Origin of the sequence: Stenotrophomonas maltophilia (assembly GCF_039555535.1) — a bacterium.
Classification (GTDB): Bacteria; Pseudomonadota; Gammaproteobacteria; order Xanthomonadales; family Xanthomonadaceae; genus Stenotrophomonas; species Stenotrophomonas maltophilia_Q.
In genome coordinates, this window is sequence record NZ_CP154630.1 from 1,099,805 (window position 1) to 1,119,071 (window position 19,267).

At 62.5% G+C, this 19,267-nt stretch carries 19 protein-coding genes; 4 read left to right on the top strand and 15 right to left on the bottom strand.

The features are described from left to right. Positions 1-8: 8 nt before the first annotated feature. Positions 9-3,710 (bottom strand): phage tail protein, encoded by a 3,702-nt coding sequence (locus AASM09_RS05025; protein WP_343368830.1) that lies wholly within the window; start codon positions 3,708-3,710, stop codon positions 9-11. A 190-nt stretch (positions 3,711-3,900) separates the two neighbouring features. Further along, positions 3,901-5,331, bottom strand: a complete 1,431-nt coding sequence (locus AASM09_RS05030; RefSeq protein WP_343368832.1) for a phage major capsid protein — start codon at positions 5,329-5,331, stop codon at positions 3,901-3,903. 392 nt (positions 5,332-5,723) lie between these two features. Here AASM09_RS05030 and AASM09_RS05035 point away from each other — a divergent pair, with 392 nt between their 5' ends. Next, positions 5,724-5,927, top strand: a complete 204-nt coding sequence (locus tag AASM09_RS05035) for a hypothetical protein (protein WP_256647484.1) — start codon at positions 5,724-5,726, stop codon at positions 5,925-5,927. 43 nt (positions 5,928-5,970) lie between these two features. Here the strand turns inward: AASM09_RS05035 and AASM09_RS05040 are convergent, their stop codons facing one another. From AASM09_RS05040 to AASM09_RS05055, 4 genes are all read right to left on the bottom strand, one after another. Further along, positions 5,971-6,480 (bottom strand): hypothetical protein, encoded by a 510-nt coding sequence (locus AASM09_RS05040; RefSeq protein WP_343368833.1) that lies wholly within the window; start codon positions 6,478-6,480, stop codon positions 5,971-5,973. Further along, positions 6,477-6,743, bottom strand: a complete 267-nt coding sequence (locus AASM09_RS05045) for a hypothetical protein (protein WP_188239830.1) — start codon at positions 6,741-6,743, stop codon at positions 6,477-6,479. Before AASM09_RS05045 ends, AASM09_RS05040 begins: the two co-directional genes overlap by 4 nt. A 145-nt stretch (positions 6,744-6,888) precedes the next feature. Continuing rightward, positions 6,889-7,251 (bottom strand): hypothetical protein, encoded by a 363-nt coding sequence (locus AASM09_RS05050; RefSeq protein WP_343368835.1) that lies wholly within the window; start codon positions 7,249-7,251, stop codon positions 6,889-6,891. Between the two features lie 100 nt (positions 7,252-7,351). Continuing rightward, positions 7,352-7,546 carry a helix-turn-helix domain-containing protein gene (locus tag AASM09_RS05055; protein ID WP_049433219.1) on the bottom strand — a complete coding sequence of 65 codons (195 nt, stop codon included), beginning with the start codon at positions 7,544-7,546 and terminating at the stop codon, positions 7,352-7,354. Positions 7,547-7,652: 106 nt separating this feature from the next. Here AASM09_RS05055 and AASM09_RS05060 point away from each other — a divergent pair, with 106 nt between their 5' ends. Continuing rightward, positions 7,653-8,201 (top strand): hypothetical protein, encoded by a 549-nt coding sequence (locus AASM09_RS05060; RefSeq protein WP_049433220.1) that lies wholly within the window; start codon positions 7,653-7,655, stop codon positions 8,199-8,201. 30 nt (positions 8,202-8,231) lie between these two features. Here the strand turns inward: AASM09_RS05060 and AASM09_RS05065 are convergent, their stop codons facing one another. Then, a complete protein-coding gene (locus tag AASM09_RS05065) occupies positions 8,232-9,410 on the bottom strand; it encodes an integrase family protein (protein WP_343368837.1) in 1,179 nt (392 codons plus the stop codon). A 290-nt stretch (positions 9,411-9,700) separates the two neighbouring features. Here AASM09_RS05065 and AASM09_RS05070 point away from each other — a divergent pair, with 290 nt between their 5' ends. Beyond that, positions 9,701-10,180 carry a hypothetical protein gene (locus AASM09_RS05070; protein WP_049430179.1) on the top strand — a complete coding sequence of 160 codons (480 nt, stop codon included), beginning with the start codon at positions 9,701-9,703 and terminating at the stop codon, positions 10,178-10,180. A gap of 122 nt (positions 10,181-10,302) precedes the next feature. Here AASM09_RS05070 and AASM09_RS05075 read toward each other — a convergent pair whose 3' ends face one another. The 4 genes from AASM09_RS05075 to AASM09_RS05090 all read right to left on the bottom strand — a co-directional run bounded on the left by AASM09_RS05075 (position 10,303) and on the right by AASM09_RS05090 (position 13,947). Then, a complete protein-coding gene (locus tag AASM09_RS05075) occupies positions 10,303-10,914 on the bottom strand; it encodes a hypothetical protein (protein ID WP_152906594.1) in 612 nt (203 codons plus the stop codon). A gap of 141 nt (positions 10,915-11,055) precedes the next feature. Beyond that, on the bottom strand, positions 11,056-12,459 hold the full coding sequence (locus tag AASM09_RS05080) for an RNA-directed DNA polymerase (RefSeq protein ID WP_202908393.1): 1,404 nt from the start codon (positions 12,457-12,459) through the stop codon (positions 11,056-11,058). 467 nt (positions 12,460-12,926) lie between these two features. Beyond that, positions 12,927-13,487: a hypothetical protein gene (locus tag AASM09_RS05085; protein ID WP_049430178.1), complete on the bottom strand. Its 561-nt coding sequence runs from the start codon at positions 13,485-13,487 to the stop codon at positions 12,927-12,929. A gap of 52 nt (positions 13,488-13,539) precedes the next feature. After that, positions 13,540-13,947, bottom strand: coding sequence for a hypothetical protein (locus AASM09_RS05090; RefSeq protein WP_049430177.1), 408 nt, complete (start codon positions 13,945-13,947; stop codon positions 13,540-13,542). A 563-nt stretch (positions 13,948-14,510) separates the two neighbouring features. Between AASM09_RS05090 and AASM09_RS05095 the strand changes: the two genes are divergently transcribed. Then, entirely contained in the window at positions 14,511-14,891 is a 381-nt protein-coding gene (locus tag AASM09_RS05095; protein ID WP_049430176.1) for a tautomerase family protein, read from the top strand. An 80-nt stretch (positions 14,892-14,971) separates the two neighbouring features. Here the strand turns inward: AASM09_RS05095 and AASM09_RS05100 are convergent, their stop codons facing one another. From AASM09_RS05100 to AASM09_RS05115, 4 genes are read right to left on the bottom strand one after another with little or no spacing between them, the layout of a single operon-like run. Continuing rightward, positions 14,972-16,045: a phage late control D family protein gene (locus AASM09_RS05100; RefSeq protein ID WP_049430175.1), complete on the bottom strand. Its 1,074-nt coding sequence runs from the start codon at positions 16,043-16,045 to the stop codon at positions 14,972-14,974. Beyond that, a complete protein-coding gene (locus tag AASM09_RS05105) occupies positions 16,036-16,251 on the bottom strand; it encodes a tail protein X (RefSeq protein WP_049430174.1) in 216 nt (71 codons plus the stop codon). Before AASM09_RS05105 ends, AASM09_RS05100 begins: the two co-directional genes overlap by 10 nt. Beyond that, positions 16,235-16,702 carry a phage tail protein gene (locus AASM09_RS05110; RefSeq protein ID WP_049430173.1) on the bottom strand — a complete coding sequence of 156 codons (468 nt, stop codon included), beginning with the start codon at positions 16,700-16,702 and terminating at the stop codon, positions 16,235-16,237. Before AASM09_RS05110 ends, AASM09_RS05105 begins: the two co-directional genes overlap by 17 nt. A 2-nt stretch (positions 16,703-16,704) precedes the next feature. After that, positions 16,705-19,176 (bottom strand): phage tail tape measure protein, encoded by a 2,472-nt coding sequence (locus AASM09_RS05115; protein WP_049430172.1) that lies wholly within the window; start codon positions 19,174-19,176, stop codon positions 16,705-16,707. Positions 19,177-19,267 lie beyond the last annotated feature (91 nt).

Genomic DNA, 19,267 nt, shown 5'->3' on the forward strand with positions numbered 1-19,267 from the left:
TTCCATAGCTATCGCGCGTTGAGGGACAACCTCAGCGCGCTGCTGCTGGCTGTCGCCGCTGTCTTGTTGCTGGCGACCTCGATCCGGTCCAACCGATCCACCACCTGAGCGAGCAGAGCATTGCTCTGCTGCACCGCCGCCGTGGTCGCGGCCTGCGCCTTGTTGTCCACCACCAGGTCAAACACAGCGCGCGCGAAATTGTCCGGCAGCGCCTCGATGGTGTCGGCCAGCTCGCCCATGCCGACGCCGCCCTTGTCCAGGTCACCCACCTTCATGCCGTCGATCAGGCCCGTCACCTGCCCGTAGAGGCTGTTGTAGTCCTGGCCGCTGGCGTAGAGGTTCCGACCGAAGCCCAGCGCCGCCTGTGCGGCCGCCTGCGCCGCGCTGCTGTCGCCGCCCGCTACCGCCCGCTCCAGCTCCTGCATGGTCTTCTGCAACTTCTCCTGATCGGTCAACGGCGACAGGTCGCTTACAGATAGGCCATAGCTAATGGCTTTCTTGTCCTTGTCGATCTGCGCTTGCAGCTTGCCCATGTTGGTGGCGCGCAGTGCCTCGATCTTGGCCAGGTCCTCAGCGCGCGCGCCGGACAGTCCCAGCGCCTTGGCGTAGTCGTTGGCCGACTTCACCTGTTGGCGGTAGGTGCGCTCGATGCTCAGGGCCTGCTGCTGGTAGGCGGTCAGGTCGCCAGTGAGCAGCTGCGTCGACACGTCGGCCATCAGGGTGGAGTAGTTGCCCAGCAGGCCCGACACCTTGCTGATCTGCGTGGCCAGGTCCGTACCGGCAACGCCGGCCAAGTCCTGAAAATAGTCCACCGCCTTGTTCACCTTGTCGATCTCCAGGCCGTTGAGTGCCCGGCCCAGCTCGTCGGCGTTGCCCACCGCCAGTTCGATGGATGCTCCCAGCGCCGCGAACACGTCCGCCGAGTCGAAGTAGCCATCCAACTGCCCACCGAAGCCCGCCGCCCGCACGGCCTCCGTGTAGAGCCGATCCTGCATGCCGACGAGGTAGGACTCCAGCTGCTGCTGGGCCTCGGCCGAATCCGCCGACAACGACAGTTTGCCCAGGCTTACCTTGACCCCGGCCAGCTGCTTGCTCAGGTCCACGCCCAGCTGCTTGGCCAAGTCAGTGGTTGCGCCCCGGATCTGCCGAGCCGCCATGTCGAACGTGCGATCGATGCCCGGATCCAGCGCGCCATACTGGGTCCACTTCTTGTCAGAGCGGAACCAGCCGCCCTTTTGCTTCACGTCCGCGTAGCTCTGGCCGTCCAGTCCACCGAAGCCGTAATCGCCCGTGATGCCCTGGCCGGTGATCTTGGGCGCACTGCGCCCGAACGCCTTGCCCATCAGCGAGCTGCCGGAGAAGATCGCCGCCGTCTTTCGGTTCATGCCCAGCGCGCGCCCGATCACGTCCAGCGACATGCTGTCGAGCATGACCGGCGTCAGCAGTCCACCGGATGCGAAGTGGCCGCGTTTCAGTAGGTCGAACTTGTCCTGGTTCTCCAGTCCGAAGCCCTCCTTGTACGCGCTGCCGGCCATCTGCATACCCATCGCGATCAGCGCCGCATAGGGAGCAAACGCGGCCACAGCGCCGAGCGCACCGGTAGCCGCTCCTGCGGCACCGGCCCCACCGGCAGCGGCCGTGCCACCGCCCGTCAGTGCAGCTACGTTGTTGCCGAAGCCCATCATGGTGTTCGGGCCGAAGCCACCCGCCGCGGCTGCGGCGCCAGGGGTGAACCCGATAGCGCTCTGGCCCTTCGATAGCAGGCTGGCGATGTTGCCGGCGTTCTGGCCGCCTGCGGCAGTGCCGTTGCCGGCGAAGATCCCCAGGATGCTGTTGAGGCTCAACCCGTTGCCGCTGCCGAGGCCATTGATGCCGTCCATGATGCGGGTCTGAATCGGGATCACCAGCTTCTGCTCCAGCAGCTGGCGCGCAATGTCGCGCAACCCCTGCTTGGCAATGTCCTTCATGTCGTCCCACATGCCGGACCAATCGCGCAGGCCGTCCGCGACGAAGTTGGCCATAGCGTCGGCCGTGTCGCTGACCAGGTAAGTGCCCACGTCGGCCCACTGCTGAAGGCTGGCGGCGTACTTGTCCGCGTCGATGCTGGCCTGTGCCGCAGCGCGCGCCTGTGCCATGAGTGAGGCGCTGAGGTCGGCGGTGATACCCGCGCCGGCCGCGTTCGCCTCGTTGATGGCCTCCTGCATGTCGCGCTGGTTCTGCATTTCACGGCGTGCGCGCTCCCGCGCTGGCCCGATGAGGCGAATCATGTCCAGCTCGCCGCTCATGGTGTCCAGCAGCGCCTGCGGCGCCCGCTTGCGCTTGTCCAGCTCGGCGGTGGTGGTGGCCAGCTGTGCCGCTGACTCCTTTTCCAGCGTGTTGAAGGCAGCGCGCGTGATGTTGCCGGCGGCCAGCTCCTTGTTCAGCTCGGCCAGGCGCTGCTTGTGCTTCTGCTCGGCCTCGGCCAGCGGGCCGGCCATTGTGGCGGCGGCCATGTCCGCCTCGGCGGCGTACCGCCGCAGCGATTCTGCCTGGCGGTCGACCGTGGAGCCGCTCGTCCTGCTATCGGGGCCCAGCTTTGGCGGCTCGTAGGGCTTAGGCTTGCCCGGGATGCCGGCGGTGGTGTCCACGGTGGCGGTCACGCCCCGGAAGGGGAACGCGGCGATTAGCGCGTCCACCTCTGCCAGCTCGCCCTGCACCTTCTTCTTGGCGTCATCGCTGAAGATGCCCTTCCAGTTCTTCAGGCTGTCACCCAGCGCGCCGCGCCGCGCCTGAAGGCTCTCCAGCGAATCGGTGTTGCTAACGGGCATGAAGCCCTTCGATTTGAGCCACCCGGTGTAACTGACCACCAACTGCCCGAAACCTGCGGCGGCATCCAGAGCTGCCTGGCCGAACGCCATGACTCCATTGGTGGCCGTGTGCATGGCCTCCTGCGCCTTCGGGTCATGCAGCAGCTTGTTCAGTTCGGTCAGGGCCGGGATCACGCCCTCGGCTACCTGAACCTTGACGCCCATGAAAGCGAGGTCCGCTTCCTGCGTTACCCGGCGCAGGTCGATCATCGCCTTGGTGGTGTCGTCGCTGATGATCGCGCCGGCTGCCTCCGCCGCGTTGGCCATGCGGTTCAACTCGGCGCTGTTGTTGCGCAGCAGTGGAATCAGCATCGCCGAGTCGCTGGCGATGGCCTCCATGTAGAAGGTCAGCTCAGTCTGCGACAGATTGGCCCGTTCGAGGCTCTTGAAGTACAGCCCGAGCGCGTCCGGGCCAGATAGCTTGCGCATCTGCTCGGCTGTGACGCCGGCGCCCTTGGCGATGTTGTTGAAGAAGTCGGCCATGGAGCCACCACCCGTTTGGATGTAGTCGCCGATCTTGTCCTGCACATCCTTGAGGATATCGGCCAGCTTCTCGTGGCTGATCCCTACGGTGTTGGCGGCTGCGGCCATCCGCTGGAACTGCTGCGAGGTGGTGCCCGACAGCTGGCCGAACCTCTCGTATTGCACCGCGAGGTCGCCAACCTGGCGCGTCCACATGACCACAGCTGTGCCGGCGGCGGCCGCTGCCGTGCCGAGCGCGGTGCCGACTGCTGTGGCCAAGCCAGACATGGTTTGCTGGATCGCAGCGGAGCGCTTGGCAGCGACGTGTTCAGCCTTTGTCATCCCCTGCTCGAATGAGCCGGACTTCATCAGCAGGTCGACGGTGAGGGTATAGAGGCTCATGGGTATCCCGGCCTGAAATTTGAATTCTGTGGAAGCGCGAAGAAAAGGGGGCGCGCGTGTCGAGGGGGGAGGCCCTTCAAGTTTCGACCTCCCCCCTCCCGTTGCCTGGTCACGAGCTGAGGACGCGCATCGCGCTGGCGCCGCCCAGGCTGCCGGTGTTGTCAGGGGCACCGCCGGCTGGCCCCGCCCTTTACTCGGTGTCCGTCACGCCTTCGATGACGGTGAACGCCTTGGGGTAGGCCGATGCCACGTCCAGACGGGTGTGGCAGATGAAACCAACCTCGCCAGTCTCGGCATACAGCTCCTTCAGCAGCTGGATCGACACGGACTCGCGCATGTAGATGGTGAACATCTGGAAACCGCCCACGTAGATGGCGGCCGCGTTGGTGGCGGTGCCCACATCCTCGTTGGTCGGGATCTGGCTGGTCGTGAGGAACTTCCAGTTGCTCAGGGCTTCCGGCCGGCGCAGCGGCTGGCCAGTGGTGTCCACCAGCAGGCTCATGGTTTCGTCTTCGCGCGGCGACAGAATGGCCACGTCCGGCACCGGAGCGTTGGCCTCGGTGATGAGGCGACGGGCGCGGATGAACTGACGCCAGTCGGTGATCGGCGCCCCGTTGGTGCCCATCGGCAGCTTGTTGATACCCGGGATGTTGCGCAGGCCGCGAATCTCCGGCTCGGTGCCGCTGCCCATCAGGGACGCGCGGTCGATCTCCTTGGCGAACGCTTGGGCAATGGCCGTGCGGAGCGCAGCGTCCAGGCCGCCCAGCGAATCGGCCAGCAGCTCGCGAGAGATCTTGAAGCGGAACGCCAGGCTGCGCGGGGTGACCTTGACCGCGCGGAACGCCGGCTCGCTCTCAGCCACCTGGCCGTGTTCCTGGCGCCAGGCTGGGGTGGGGATGGTGTCCACTGCCGCGATGCTGAAGGAGCTTGCCGAGGTATCCAGCACGGCGACGTTGGCGCCTGCGCTGAGAACGGACGAGGCGGGCACCAGGGCGTTGAGGATGCCCGGCATCAGCACGGTCGGCACGGTGTAGCCGCCTGCGGTGTTCGTGCCTTCGCTCAGAGCAGCGCGTACACCGTCGCTGGTGCGCATGTTGGCAACGCCGCGGATGAAGTCCGACAGGCTCACCTGGTCATCGCCATTGTTGAAGCCGCCGCCGTCCGGGCGCATCGCATTCAGGCGCCGCGCGATGGTTGCCTGGTTCTGCAGGTCAGATGCGGTGAGCAGCGTGCCGATCTGGCGGCCTTCGGTGTCGCGCAGGCGCTCGCCCTCGCTCATGGTGCCCAGCGCGTTGGCTGCGGTCAGGTCCATCTGTTCCTGATGATCCATGCCCGCGCTGATCAAGCTGATCGCGTTGTTGATGTACTCCAACGCGTCCATCACGCCGTCGGTGAGGTTTTCGTCCTTCTCCCTGGCGTGGGTCGTCAGCGCATTGGACGCACGGCGCAAGCTGTTGCGATAGGCCAGTGCTTCAGCGCGCGGCAACTGGTCCAGCGGCTTGTCGGTAGTCGGTTCTTCGATGGTGACGCCGAGTTTGCCGAGCTCCGCGCGTGCCGAGAATGCGGCTTTGCGGTTGGCGTGGCGGTCGCGCATCTGCTGGAAATCGTTGTGGTGAGGCATTGGGTGGTCCCTATGTGGGGTCCAGAAACGCACAAGCGCGCCCGGACCATGGTGAAGTGGTCTCAGAGCGCGCTTTGGCGTTGCCTCTGCCGCAGTGTCGGCCCAGTGTCAGGTTTGCCCGTGGGGCAGTCTGTCTTGGACGCGCTCAGTTTATCGCTGTTGTTGCTTGGCGATGCCTGTTTCGTTACGCGGAACTCAGCGCGCGCCGAATTCGATGTGCCTTCTGTCTGCACGCATCGGTGCAGTAGCGCCGTGGTCGGCCGGTTGCCTGGTCGCGGAGCGGTCCACCACAGACCTCGCACCGAAATTCAAATTCTGCGGAAGCGCGTAGAAAGGGGGGCGCGCGTGTCGGGCTGGCAGGCGCTTCAACTTTCCGTCTCCCCCTATGGTCCATGTCGATCACCGTATGGCTGGTGGTGAACCTGGTGCATGGGGTGCAGCGGGCGCAGGTGGTGCACGACGTGCACGTGGTGCATCCCGTGCAGTACCTGCACCGCGTGCAGCAGGGGCGGGGTGTGCGCAAAACCACACACCCCCTGGTAGTAGTTATCTGTGCACTCACCCTGAGTACGGTTTTGCCCCGAAATCTGGCTTGACCGTACTCGCCCTGAGTACGCTTTCGTTAGGAACCCGTTACGTTTAGGCATGACCGTACTCGCCTTGAGTACGGGGTGTACTCACCTTGAGTACCGTGTTTTTTTGGCGTTCGTCGGCGTATGGCCTCCAGCGCATGTAGGTCTTCTTGGCATCGGCGTCGCCGCCGTCGGTGCCAACATTCGTTAACAGGAACGAGCGCGCGCGCCCGGTGCCTGTCTTCTGATCGAAGCTCCCGGCCTTGGCCTCCTCGATCCAGCCGCGCTCCTCAAGTGCAGCAAACGCCGCTTGCACCTTCGCCTGGCCTACGTTGCCCAAGCGCCGGCGCGCCTCCCGGACACTGAGGAAGACCTCATTGCCGGTGGATGGTCGATACAGCGCGCGTAGCTCGACCAGGAGCGCGCGTGCATCCGGGTTCAAGGTTCGATAGGCGGGACAGTCAAGCTCCCAGGCATAGAGCCGGACGTGCGGAGAGATGGGGACGTAGACACTGCTGCTACGTCCCGTGGCCCGTGCCCGCCGCCTTGCCTGCTTGCGGGCTTCGCGCTCTGTCATCTCAGGTGTGCCCCTGCCAGCAGCTGGCCGACAGAGCGGCTCCACTCGACCCCAGCGCGCGCGGCCCGCGTCATGATCCATTCGCGCACGCGGGCATCAGACGGGTTGCCTCTATGCTGCAGGGCGCAGTCACCGCACAGCACGTAGGGGAGGGAGGCCCAGCCGAACTCCCGCTCCACACGATGGAACGTGCCGAACACCGGTAGCAGCGGCTTGCCGCAGCAGTCGCAGGCGATGGGCTCAACCGCAGGACGGCGGCTCATGGCGCGCGCTCCTGTCGGCGGGGTGGGGCGCGATCGATGGCAGCTGCCAGGCGCTCGGCGAGTGCCTGTAGGCGAGCCTCAGACAGTGCGGAAAGCGGTGGAGTCCGCACGATGCGGTGTGCAGGGAAAGGAATGATGACGGCGTTCACCCGACCCTCCGCAGCGTGTTGGCGTAGGTGACAAGGCCCAGCACCCTCAGCGCAGCGCGCGGGATCAAGGTTCCCTTGTAGATGCCCGACAGCACGTAGACGTACATGCCATCGCTGCCCCGGCTCTGGACGTAGCGGAGATGCTGCTTACCGTTGATTTCCACGGCATACATCGCGTCGTAGCGGAAGTCTGTCACTTTCAGGTCGATCACCAGCACGTCGCCGGGGACATACGTTGGCGCGTGCTCGCGGTCAGTCACGGCGACGGTGGCCCAGCGCGCGGTGTCAGAAAAGTCTGAATGCGCGTCACGGGTTTGCCCGATTGCGGGCAGGGATGGTTGGTGTACGATGGGCGTCATGGTCTCGTTCCTTGCAAGGGTTCGAAGGCTTCTGCGGCTCAGCTGGGTGCGAACCAGCTGGGCCGTTTCTCTTTCTGGGCATCTGGTCATGGCTTGCCTCTTAGGCGGCGGCTTCTTTCTCGCGGGCTTCGATGTACTCGCGCAGCGCGCGGGCTGAGACCATGCGACGCTTCCCGACTTTGAAGGTGCTGAGCTGGCCAGCGGCCATCGCTCGATAGAGGGCGTTTCGGTTGAGGCCGGTTACGGCGCATGCCTCTTCAGTGGTGTAACTGAGGCGTTCGGCTTGGGGCTTCATTTCATCTCCAGGTTGTGCAGGTTTCGCACACTGCGAAACCTGTGGAGACGCTATCACGCACAATTGCCCGTTGCAACAGGTTTTTCAACCTGCGAAACTCGGCGTCATGGCAACCAAGAATGCATCCGTGAAGAAGCGGCCGGGCCGCCCCCGCAAGGCGCCCGAGGAGAAGCTCGAGCAATTCAGTATCCGGCTCCCGCCCAAGCTGAAGTTGGGTCTGGAGTTGCTTGCCCGAGCTCAGCACCGCTCCCTGAGTCAGGCGGTCGAGTGGGCGCTCAATGCCGGCCTCTCCAAGTACCAGCTCAACAACAACAGCTACTACGCATCGCTGTCATCGTTGCTCGATGACGTGTGGGACTTCACGCCGGCCAAGGGCGCTCTCACCATGTTGCTACATGCCCCGGAGCTGATGACCTATCAGGATCGCATCGCGGCAGAGCTGGTTGAATACAGCGTGGAGATGCAGGCGCTGGAGCAGGGCAAAGACTGCGAGATCACCCACGAGGAGCTGTTTGAGATGGTCGAGAAGCACTGGCCCACAATCCTGCAAATGGCTGAGTACGTCATCAGCAATGGGGAATCGCCGCGCGGCATGTCCCTTCTTGCGCAAGACCGTAGAGGGTGGCCGGGCTTTGGAGTGACTGCCAATCCCTGATTTCATGGCAAACCTCAAAATTGAGTTTCGCTACAGGAACTGCACCTGTGCCAGCTTGTCGCGTGCTGCGCCCTGCACCAGGTGGCCGTAGTGCTTCTCGATCATCGCCAGCGACGTGCCGGCCAGCTTTGCCACGGTCAGCAGGTCCATGCCGCCCACGATGGCGTCGGTGATCCAGCAATGGCGCAGCGTGTAGAGCGTCACGCCGGCAGGCAGTCCAGCGCGCGCTGAGGCATCCCGAACAAGCTCGCTCCACTCGCTGGGCGTCCACACCTTCTTTCCGTCCGGGGTGAACAAGTGCGCCTTGGGCAGCTTCCCCTTGGCCAGCCGGTCGAACAGCGCGGTGGCACCGGGCGAAAGCGGTATCTTGCGGTCGTGGTCCTTGCTGCGGAACCTCACGCTGGCGGTGCGGCCATCGTAGTCCGAGCGCAGGCACAGCGACGGGTCGCCCGGCCTGCAGCCCGTCAGAGCCACACACTCGATCAGGTCGCGTACCGGCCCCTCAGCGGCCTCCAGCAGCGCGCGCCGCTGCTCCCGCTCCAGGTACAGCCCCCGGCGCTGTCCGGCGTCCTTGAGTGGCTTCACCGCGTTCCACTCAAACGCGAGATCAGGAGATACCTTGCGGCGGGCCACGGCGTGGTTCAGGGCGGCCACCAGCGTCGTGCGGATGCGGTTGATGCTGGAGCGTGCCAGGGGCTTCGCCACCGGTGGCCGGCCGCGCTTCACTGGCAGCGGCGGGAGGTCGCCCTTCTCCACGCGATCGCGCCAGGCTTCGATGTGATCCTGGTGGAGATCCTTGAGGCGCACCTTTCCCAGCTTGTCGCCGTAGAGGCAGCGTTCAAACCGGCGCTTGGCGTCATCCGATGCGGTCTTGCGCCCATCCTTCTCCAGCGCGGTCACGTAGTCGCGGCAGGCATCGGCCACGGTGAGTTCGCTCTTGGGAGCGATGACCGCCAGCGGTGCGCCGTGCTGGTCTGTCTCGGCGAGCACAGCGCGCGCGCGGGTGCGGGCGGCCTCCACAGTAACGGCAGGCCACTTTCCCAGCGCGCGGGTGCTGGTCCGGCTCCATTGGACGTTCCAGCTCTTCACCCCAGATGGCTGCACCCGGACGTGCAGCTGCGGAACCACGGTGTCCCACAGGCGGTAGGGCGCAGCCTCGGGCTTGGCCGATTCAACGACGCTGGGATTGAGGCGCTTGGATTGCTTCATGGGCTCGTAACTGCACGGTAACAGCAAAACTCAGTGTGCGGCCAAATCCAGCGGGACGCAATGACACAGTAAAACAAGGGCTTCCAGACGGATGCTTTGCGCTGTAAGGGCCTTTGCCATCCTTCACACGGCAAGGGTCACAGGTTCGATCCCTGTACCGCCCACCATTTAGAGTCAGTGTGTTACAACAAAGCCGGCGAAAGCCGGTTTTTTGTTTTTTTGCGCTCCTCCTGCAAAAGCGCAAATCGCGCTTGTTCGCGCTCCCCCCATCTACGCCAGAGTTGCACGCGATGGTTGACGAGACTGGTATTTCATCCACGAGCGATTGGGCAGTTCAGATTGGGCGATTCTCGATGGGACTCGGAGGTATCGAATGGGCCGCCGATATGTTGCTGGTGTTATCAGAGGGTGTCTCCAAGAGTAACGACTTCTATGATCGCCTCGTCGCTTTGAAGGCGTCGGCAAGCAATCTCAAGGCAGACTTACAGATTGAGGTTTCGGGACTGGTCGATGAGGCCCAAGCGCTGCGGATGATGCGCAACACGGTGCTGCACTCTACTGTTGCGGTTAGCTTTTACGTCGAAGCGGCCGCTTCTGCGGGTGGCTGCCCGGACCTGGATGCGGGCCGAGTTATGACTATGACGCACCTCAACGACAGACGAGGTCGACAAACCGATATCGACCTTGCTGCAATGACCGCCTTGGCCGCCCTGGCGGAAGAACTAAGCGGGCGGTTCTGGGCGGCACTATTCAAGCAGGATGCCCCGTAGGACAAAGGAGCGCACGGAGCACTTCTTGGCAATGTCGTTCAGGGCACGTGCTGAGACGTCTTCGCCCGACATATCGACCAGCTCAGTGATCGCGGATCGAAGGTGCTTGGAGCGATTAGCATTCATGGTGTGATCATGGCGTATGGCCAGAAGCGTGGTGCCAGCTTCTCGAATGACTCGGTTATCGACCACTCCACGGATCGGTGAGTTGCTTGAACAACGCCATCGTGGCCGCGCACCAGATGTTCTCCAGAACCGACGTAGAACCTCTGCCCTCTAGCCATTACCGGGTACATCAGAGAGGCAAAGAGCAACGCAACATTGTCAGCGCTTCGCGGATCCGCGGCAGCGGCATGGGCTCCGAACTTATCCCGCCATTCCTTTATTTCTGGGCAAATAGAAAGTACATACTGTCGACCTGCGTCCTTGATGCTGTTCCTTTCTGCTGCAAGGGTGTTCAACTCACTGGGGTTTGTGCGCAGTCGATCAGCCAAACGCACTAATTGCAGGTAGGCGATCAGACTGGTCGCGTACCAACTGAAGGCGCCATACACAAACGGATATGGGCACGGGTTCCCCAACCAGCGATCGGAGGGGGTCAGATCGTTCAACTCGGAGTGACGCACTCGACGAACTAGCTCCAAGAGTGAGTCTTGGCGCGCAACCATTCCGAGGGTCAGCATGTCGTCCGAGGGATGGGTGACCCCTGACTTGTGGTCAAAGATGAAGTTCACACTGTAGCTCCTAGCGCATCTGGCGCGGAAATCCGTGTTAAGTCTGGCGCTACTGATTTTCCGGCAATGACTGATCGCGAGCCAAACAAAAAGGGCTGCGCTCGATGTTACAGGCTGTGGATCAGTTGCGGTGGGTATACGCTAATAATCGCTGTAGCCATACATTTCGTCCTCGTCCTCGTCCTCGTCCTCGTCCTCGTCCTCGTCTTCTATCTCATCTTCCATTTCATCGGCGCCATCTAGATCGTCTAGAAATACTGATCCGTAGTCATTGGGATCATCGTCGAATTCGACATATTCATCTGCATTATCCCTCTCCAAAAGGGATAGCCAGTCTTCCGCATTTTCTCCTTTCGCTTTCCTCGCTGCGTTCTCGTCGAAGGAGAAGATTGGTCTGCTGCGCATGTCAGTCGAGTAGAAGTGGATCTCGCGTTTTGCTAGGTCATTGAAATAGGGGGCCGACTCTACAACTGCTCTTTGAAATCCTCCCCAGTTGCGAATGCCCGCTTCATAGCAAAGGAGCCAAGATTCACCACGCAGGTGCTCTTCTCCTCTAATTTCGTCCCAGATGGAGTGGTCGATTGCCACAGGTAGCTTTTGGCTCTGCTCAAGGTCCAGTAGAATTAAGCTGCATACGGAACTATTCATTGTCGAAACGCGATGGACGTTATCGATGCTGAGCTCTAAATCAAGTGATTTGCACATCCATAAACACCAGGCAACTTCGCTGTGGTGGTTCAGTGGTGCATGTTCTTCGATGATTGAATTTGCTAATCGTCCAACTGATGGGCGGTCAATGGGGTAGCCAATGCGTTCGTATGTTGAGAGAATTCTCTCAATTTGCTGTAGCGTATTCGGGTATGCAATTGCTACATGGCATAGATGGGCAACAAATGTCCTCCAATGTTCCTTTCGGATAATGCTGGATGCGGATTTTTTAACTGAATAGAGCATTACGCTCTCGTCAGTATTCGCGGCGGCTATTCTTTTGGCGAGCTCAAGGAAGTGGTGAATGTCGCGCCCCTGTTTTCTCTTGGTCTCTGATACTTCAAAAGCTCGCAGTTCATGTGTCCATAGGTCCTCGGTAAGATCTATGGTTTCACAGATTCTTGTCTTCTCGAAATTTATCTGTAGTTCGTAAGCTTGGAGTTGCTTTATTAGCGCTGCTAACGCGTTCTCTGCTTCTTTTCGACTGCTAAAGAATAGGTAGTAGTCATCAACATACCTCAGTCCAGCTATGCGTCCGCCCAGTGCAGTGGATAGTTGCTCGTCAATGGCGGTAGCGATCAATTCGGCGATGATATGTGATGTGTCTGGTCCAATCGGGAGCCCGATTGTTTGGCCATCCTGAAGGTTGCGACTGGTCTCATCGAGGAGGTTTCCAAGAATTTGTCGGCCTCTGTTTTGTTTGGAGAATTGTTTGGAATGGAGTGCCCATGGTATCGAATGGGTGTAAATCGTTGGAAAGAATCTGGATATGTCTGTCCGGAGGGTATACTTGAAACCCGCTGAGCGGAAAAGAAGAAACTCTGTGTGGAGTTTCATGTTGGGTATGGTGGCTCCCCTCGAAGCTCTAGCTTGTATTCGCGGACGACTAGCACTCAGCTTGCTTTTTCGGTAGTGTTTGAGTAATTCTCCCCAGTTGTCTGCAATTCTCTTGGATAGGTAAGTCTGCCCGATCGGATTGGTTATTCCGGTCACTCGTCGGCGATGCCCTGCTCGGGCAACACTAAAGGTTTCAGTTTTGGTCGTCGGAACCTTTGCTGGTTCTGCGACGCTGTGCTGTTGCCAATCTGCGAGCACTGCTACATAGGCGTCAGCTAAGTCCTTGGTCGTAAAGCCGGCCGGCAACTGTGTGGGGAAGTATCCAGCCTCTAATAGTCGTTTTGTCCGATCCACGATAATCCCTCAGTTTCGCGAATTACATTCTATGGAAGTATTCCCGTATAGCGAAGGCAAAGCTGGTGTTCTAGATTTGGATGTTGAGGCAGCACATTGTTGGATACTGATCGCTACCGATCCTTCAGCAGTTCCTGCGCGATCATCGCCGTTGCATCCAACAGGTCGAGGCCGCTGCCGGCCTGCACCACCACCGCCAGCAGGCTACGACCCACCTTGGCATTGCCGCTGGTCAGTTCCATCTCGCCTTCAAAGCACAGATCGGCCAACCATTCGTGGGCCTGTTGCAGCCCGCGCTTGCGGGCGCGGCGGAACTCCGCGAGCAGCTTCGCCTGGCCGGCCTCCTGCTCATCATCGGCAAGCAGGCCGATGGCACCGCCGTGCGCCGCGCGCCAGATGGCCGGTAGCGGGCGACCGTTAGCGTCCACCACGTCCGCCGAGAACTGCGCGCAGTACATTTCGTAGCGCTTACCTGCTGTGCTGCAGGGCACGATGCCGGCCTCGGCCAGCAGGCGTTCGGCTTCATCCAGTTTGCTGAACTTCAAGCGCAACAGTGCAGGGCGGCTCAGTTGTTGTGCCAGCGCGTGCTGGTTGGCGGCGAACCATACGTTCCAGCCTACGCTTGCGCGGCCTTCCAGAGCGGCCTTGAAGTACTCCAGGTGTTCGGCGTCCATTGCGTTCCCCTGCGTTCCCTCCGCGATTGTAGCGGGAGCGCATCCGGGCCGGTCAGGTGTGGCCCTCGGCGAGACAGTGATGCGCCTCGCGCACCAGTTGCCGTGCGGCCACGATCAGTCCGTCGGTATGGAAGGCGCCCAGCTGTTCTTCCGGGCCGGCCTCGGCACGCGCTCGGTCGGCGGCCTGCAGCAGATCGAGCACTGCGCTGAGCCCGGACATCGAGCGGCGCAGCGAGGCGTGATTGCTGGCGCCGAGGGTGAGGCTGCGGCACGGTTGCCCGTCATCGCCGTCGGCGCAGCTGATGGCGTTGAGGCACGCGAAGAAGGCAGGCGACTGCATGGGCAGGTTCTGTTCCTGCAGGGCGCATTCGATCTCGTGCGCAAGGTCTTCAGGCACGTCGGTGGCGATGTTGCCGATCAGGGCGTGCAGGCGGGGATGGATGGCGGTGCGGTTGGTCATGGCGAAACCCTCACTGGCGTAGGTCCACCTTCCGGAGCGAAGGTGGCGGACGGTGCGGGTTGGCGTACCAAGGCAAACAAGCTTCAAGGGAGAAGAACGCCTGGCGGATCTGGTGATCCCCACACACCGTCCGCCATTGAGGACAGTCGGTGCATTCTCTCAGCTGCGATTGTTTTCGCAGGCCTTGAAGCTTGTTCGTTTATTCGAGACGCCAATCCCGGCCCAGGCAATCTGCCTCGGCGCGGCGATCATCACGCCGGGCAATCACATCGGTCTGTAGGGAAAGTTCTCAACTTTCCCTAAGCAGGCCAGACGTTTTCCGTTGTGTGCCGTGCAACACCTGCGAGTAGTGCGGCACGTCACTGATGGCGCAGATCGCCGCCCCTGCCGACCGTGCGCATGACGCCTGCGGAGCCGCGCCGCCATGCCAATCACGTCACCTCGCGCGGGAGAGGAGGCATGTCACGAATGAAGGCAGAGGGTTCCATGCCTGCGCTGTTCCGCCGCCCCGGGCAGGCGTAGTCTCAGCCTGTCACCGTACCCATCCACGCTGGAGTGCCACCATGCCGCTCGCCCGCATCGATCTTCGCAAAGGTAAATCCGCCGACTACCTGCAACGTGTCGGCGAAACCATCTACCAGGCCATGCGCGCGGTGGGCGTGCCGGAAAACGACCGCTTCCAGATCTTCCAGGAACACGAGCCAGGCACGCTGATCTACGACGCCAGCTACCTGGGCGTGGACCGCACCGACGATTTCATCTGCATCCAGATCACCTGGAACGAAGGGCGCACGCTGGAGCAGAAGAAGGCGCTGTATGCCGGCATTGCTGATGGCCTGCACGCGGCAGTGGGCATCCGCCGCGAGGATGTGTTCATCAACCTGGTGGAAGTGAAGAAGGAGAACTGGTCGTTCGGGAGCGGGGTTGCGCAGTACGTGAGTTGATGCGCGAAAAGCATCCACGCATGGCGTGGATCTACCGAGCTTGGTCGAGGCCGCCGATGTAGATCCACGCCCGCGTGGATCTACACCTCGCTGCCGACCTGCTTGCCTTCGGTGGCGGCGGCACTGCGGGCCGCCTTCACTGCGTCGGCACTGTTGGGTTGTTCGCACTCGATGCTGGTCACGTAGCCATCGTGGCTGATGTTGTGCTCGGCGCGCTTGACCAGCCACTGCCCATCCACGCCATCGCGGAAGCCCTGCATCACCACCGTGGCTTCGGCCATCAGCGTCTCGCGGCCGGGTAGGGTGTAGCTCAGCGTACGCGTCTGCCGGGCCTGTTCCTGGTGTTTGGCACGCGCTGCAGCTTCGGCGGTTTCGCGGTCGGCGTAGGCCATGCGCAGGCGCACGATCGGCTCACCGCTGCCCAGCTTCACTTCCTGGCGCGTGGCACCGCGGACATCGCGGTAATAGGCAATGGTGGTGCCGGTCTTCTCGCGCGAGACGATGTTCACCTTGTAGCCACTGCCATCGGCCGGGGTCAGGGTGACGTCGGGAATGCGCTCACCGCTGGCACTGGTGGATTCGCCTCGCTTGACGAACATCAGGCGGCCGCCGCCCGGCTTGGCGATGGCGTCATGCTGCTTGGCCAGGCGCAGCAGCAGGTTCATGTCCGACTCCTGCGACTGCACCGTCAACGGCAGCGTGATCGATGCAAGCGACCCGCTCACGGCAGCCTCCATTCCGTGTTCGCCGGCCATGCGTTGCACCATGCCGCCGATGGTCGTGCCCTTCTTCCAGGTGCGTGTCTTCTGCGTCTGCAGATCGTTCTTGCCGCCCTTGCTGGCCTCGAACGGCGCCGCGCGGGCGCGCAGGGTCATGCTGCCCGGGTAGCCGGAAATCTCCACCTCGTCGCAGATGTACAGGCCCATGCGCCGCACGTCACCGTCGTAACCGATGAAGGCTTCCAGCTCCGCGCCTGCCGGCGGCAGCTGGATCGGATCGGAAGGATCATGGTCGGCCAACTGCAGTTCCAGCATGTCCGAGTTGTTGTCGGTCTCGTCGGTGATCCGCAGCGACTTGAAGCGCGACCTGATGGTGTCGGTGATGTCCTGGTTGTTGGCCACCACGCGGAATGCCGGCGTGATGTTCAGTCCCACAGGGCCACTCCCTTGCGCTCGTTTGCCGGGCGCTGCACATCCGGCAGGGTGATCGCCATGCCGGCAGGCAGTACCGCGCCGCGTGCGGCCAGGCCCGGGTTGGCGTCGAATACCGCGCGCAGGATGGCTGGTGATTGTTCGCCATAGTGCGTGTACGCGATGCGGTCGACGACGTCGCCGTCGCGGGTGTTATACGTTCGTGCCATCGCTGTGCTTCCGCAGGGAGAGGGTGAATTCGTGCCGTTGGATTCCAGCATCGGCAGTGAAACCGGAGGCGGTGGCGTCGATCTTGTCGATGACCCACAGCCCCAGGTTCCCGCCCTTGCCGGTCAGCAGCCGCTGTGGCTTGCCCTGCGCGGCCAGCTTGCGCAGCTGCGAGAGCTCATTGCCGGCACCGCGGAACGCATAGTGGATGACGCCAGGCAGCGTCATGCTGGCCTTGCCGGGCCCGGTGTACTGCAGCGCAGCCATCTGGCCGATGCGTTCCTGCGCTGCCCAGCCATACTCGTTGCTCTGCTGGATATCCTGGAACACGGCGGTGTTGAGGCTGAACTTGAAACCACCCAGCATCAGCAGCACCGGAGCGTTGCCGGAATCGTTGGCTTTGAACTGCGACAGCAGCTTGTCCACTGTGCCGGTTACGAACTCGCGCTTCATGCTCAATTCCTGTCTGCAAGGCCACCACGGGCGGCAACCGCGTTGCGACGCTGCAGTTCGTCGGCGGTGCGACGTGCTACGGATTCGCTGGATTCACCTGGTTGCTGGTGGATGGTGATGTTGTTGGTCTGTTGTTGTTGCACGGTGGTGACGCCGCGTGGAGTGGGCGCGGGCATGTCGGGTGCCGGACGGCCCTGCATTGCGCGGCGCAGGCTATCCTCCTGCTCTCGGACGGCGGGCCTGTCACCCATTGCCACCGCAACACCGGTATACAACGCATCGTTCAGGCCGCCTCGGCCCTGGGCGCGCATGTTGCTGTATCCAACCACACCGTTGCCGATGCTCTTCATGCCATCGACTGCGCCTTCCTTGAGCTGCCCCAGGAAGCCTGATGCAACGTCCAGACCCTTGCCGACAAGCCCTCCCAGATCACCCAGTGGACCATCGATCAGCTCCAGCAGGGGCTTCAGTGCATCCATCACCACGTTGATCGCGGCGCGGGCAGTCTCCTTCATCGAATCCCATCTGCCGATCAGCGCGGTACCAATGGTTTCGCCCAGGGACATCGCTGCATCATTGAGGAATACGATGGTCTGGATGATGTTGCCGACGGCAGCGATTGCCATGCGGAAACTTTCAAACAGCAGGGTGCCGACGAAGCGGCCCACTTCGCCAACACGCGAGAGCGCGTCGCCGCTGTATTCGACCGGTGCGATCAGCTGGCTGATCCAGTTCCATACCCGGTTGAACACTTCGCCCATTGCCTCCCATACCGGGCGCAGTGGCTCGACAGCGGCCATGATCTCGCCCATCGCGGCACCGGCGGAGTCGCTCACCCCCTGCCAGAGTCCTCCGAGGAATGCCTTGATCGGCTCCCAGTATTTGCGCACCAGGATGGCGCCTGCGGTGATCGCTGCGATGGCGATCGTGATCGGCCCGCCACCGATGGCGGCCACGGCAGTTGCGACGATGCGGAAGCCCGACGCCAGGCGCATCGCCATCGGCCCGAAGCGTCCCAACTGGGCCAGCAGGCTGCCGCCACGGAACAGCTCGAAGGCCTTCTGCACGGCCAGGATCGGGCCCTGCAGGAACGTCCAGGCGTAGCGGGCGCCGAGCACCGCGGTGCGCAGGCCCAGCATGCCGACCACGATCTGCGTGGTGTTGGCGATCAGCTTCGGGTTCTCCTGCACGAACGAGGTGACCCCGTTCAGCAGTTCGGTCAGCTTGACCGCCGCTTCGCCCACCGCCGGTAGCAGCGCGGCACCGAAGGCCTTGGACAGGTTGTCCACGGCGATCTTGGCGCCCTCGATCTTCTGCGGGTCGGTCTGCATCGCATCGGCATAGGCTGCATCGGTGGTGCCCGCCGATCCATTCAGCGCCTTGTCGCGGACTCGAACGTAGGTGTCCCAGTTCTCGATCATCGGCTGGACGAAGTTCTTCGCCTGCGCATCGCCGAACAGTGCGCCGATCTTCTTCTGGTCGCCCGCGGTGGCCTGGATGATCCCCTGCATCGCAGCATCGAAGGGATTGCCGCCGCTGGTCTGTGCATCGCCGATGATCTTGCGCAGATCCAGGTTCAGGCTCTTCTTGGCCTTCTCCTGAATGTCCGGCGAGAGCACCTCGGACATGAAGATCTTCATGTTGCTGGCGGCCTTGTCGGCGCCACCTGCCGAGTCCAGCGTGGCTTCCAGTGCCGCACCCAGCGTAGCCGCCGCCGATGTGCCCTGCAGCTTCATCGCCTCGAACGAGGAACCCAGCACCGGCAGCACCTGGGCCATGTCCTTCAGGCCCAGGCCGCCCTGCTGGCTGTTCACCACTAGCACGTCCAGCGCGTTCTGCATGCGCGAGGGATCGATATCGAACGACTGCTGCAGGGCGGCCGCGGCCTGGGCCACATCATCGATGCTGGCACCGGTGACGGTGGTGGTCCGCCCGACAGCACCGAGGCTGGCCTGGGCCGACTGCGCATCCATGCCGGCGTCGATCATCAGCCTGATCGAGCGTTGCAGCGCGTCGGCGCCCTGGTTGGTTGCACGCGACTGTTCCAGGATGGCCTGCCCCAGTGCGCTGACCTGGGCGCGGCTGAGGTTGGCTGCCACGCCGATCTGCTGGTTCTGGCGGGCGAAGCCGGAGGCGTTCTCGACCGGCTTGGCCAGTGCGGTGACGGCGGTGCCGAGTGTGCCGCGTGCCTCGCCAAATGCCGAGCCGAGCTTCCCGCGCTTCTCCAGGTTGGCGTCGCGCTTTGCTTCGATGCTCTCCAGCGCCACCTGCGAGGCACGCAGAGCATCGACCTGGGTACGCATGCGGGCGTACTCCTTGCTGGTCGTACTCATGCGCGCGAGCCTGCGATCCAGCAGGGTCACCTCGGTGCCGAGGCGCTTGATACCATCGTTGGCAAAGGAGAAGGCGTCCTTCAGTGACTTGGACACCTCGCCGCCGATCGTGATCGTTGTCGTTTGAACGTTACTGGCCATGTACCGGCAATCCCTGAATCCACCAGATGAACTTCGACACCCGCAGTGTCATGATCTCGCGCAGGCCCCAGCCGGTATGGCCGGCCAGGGC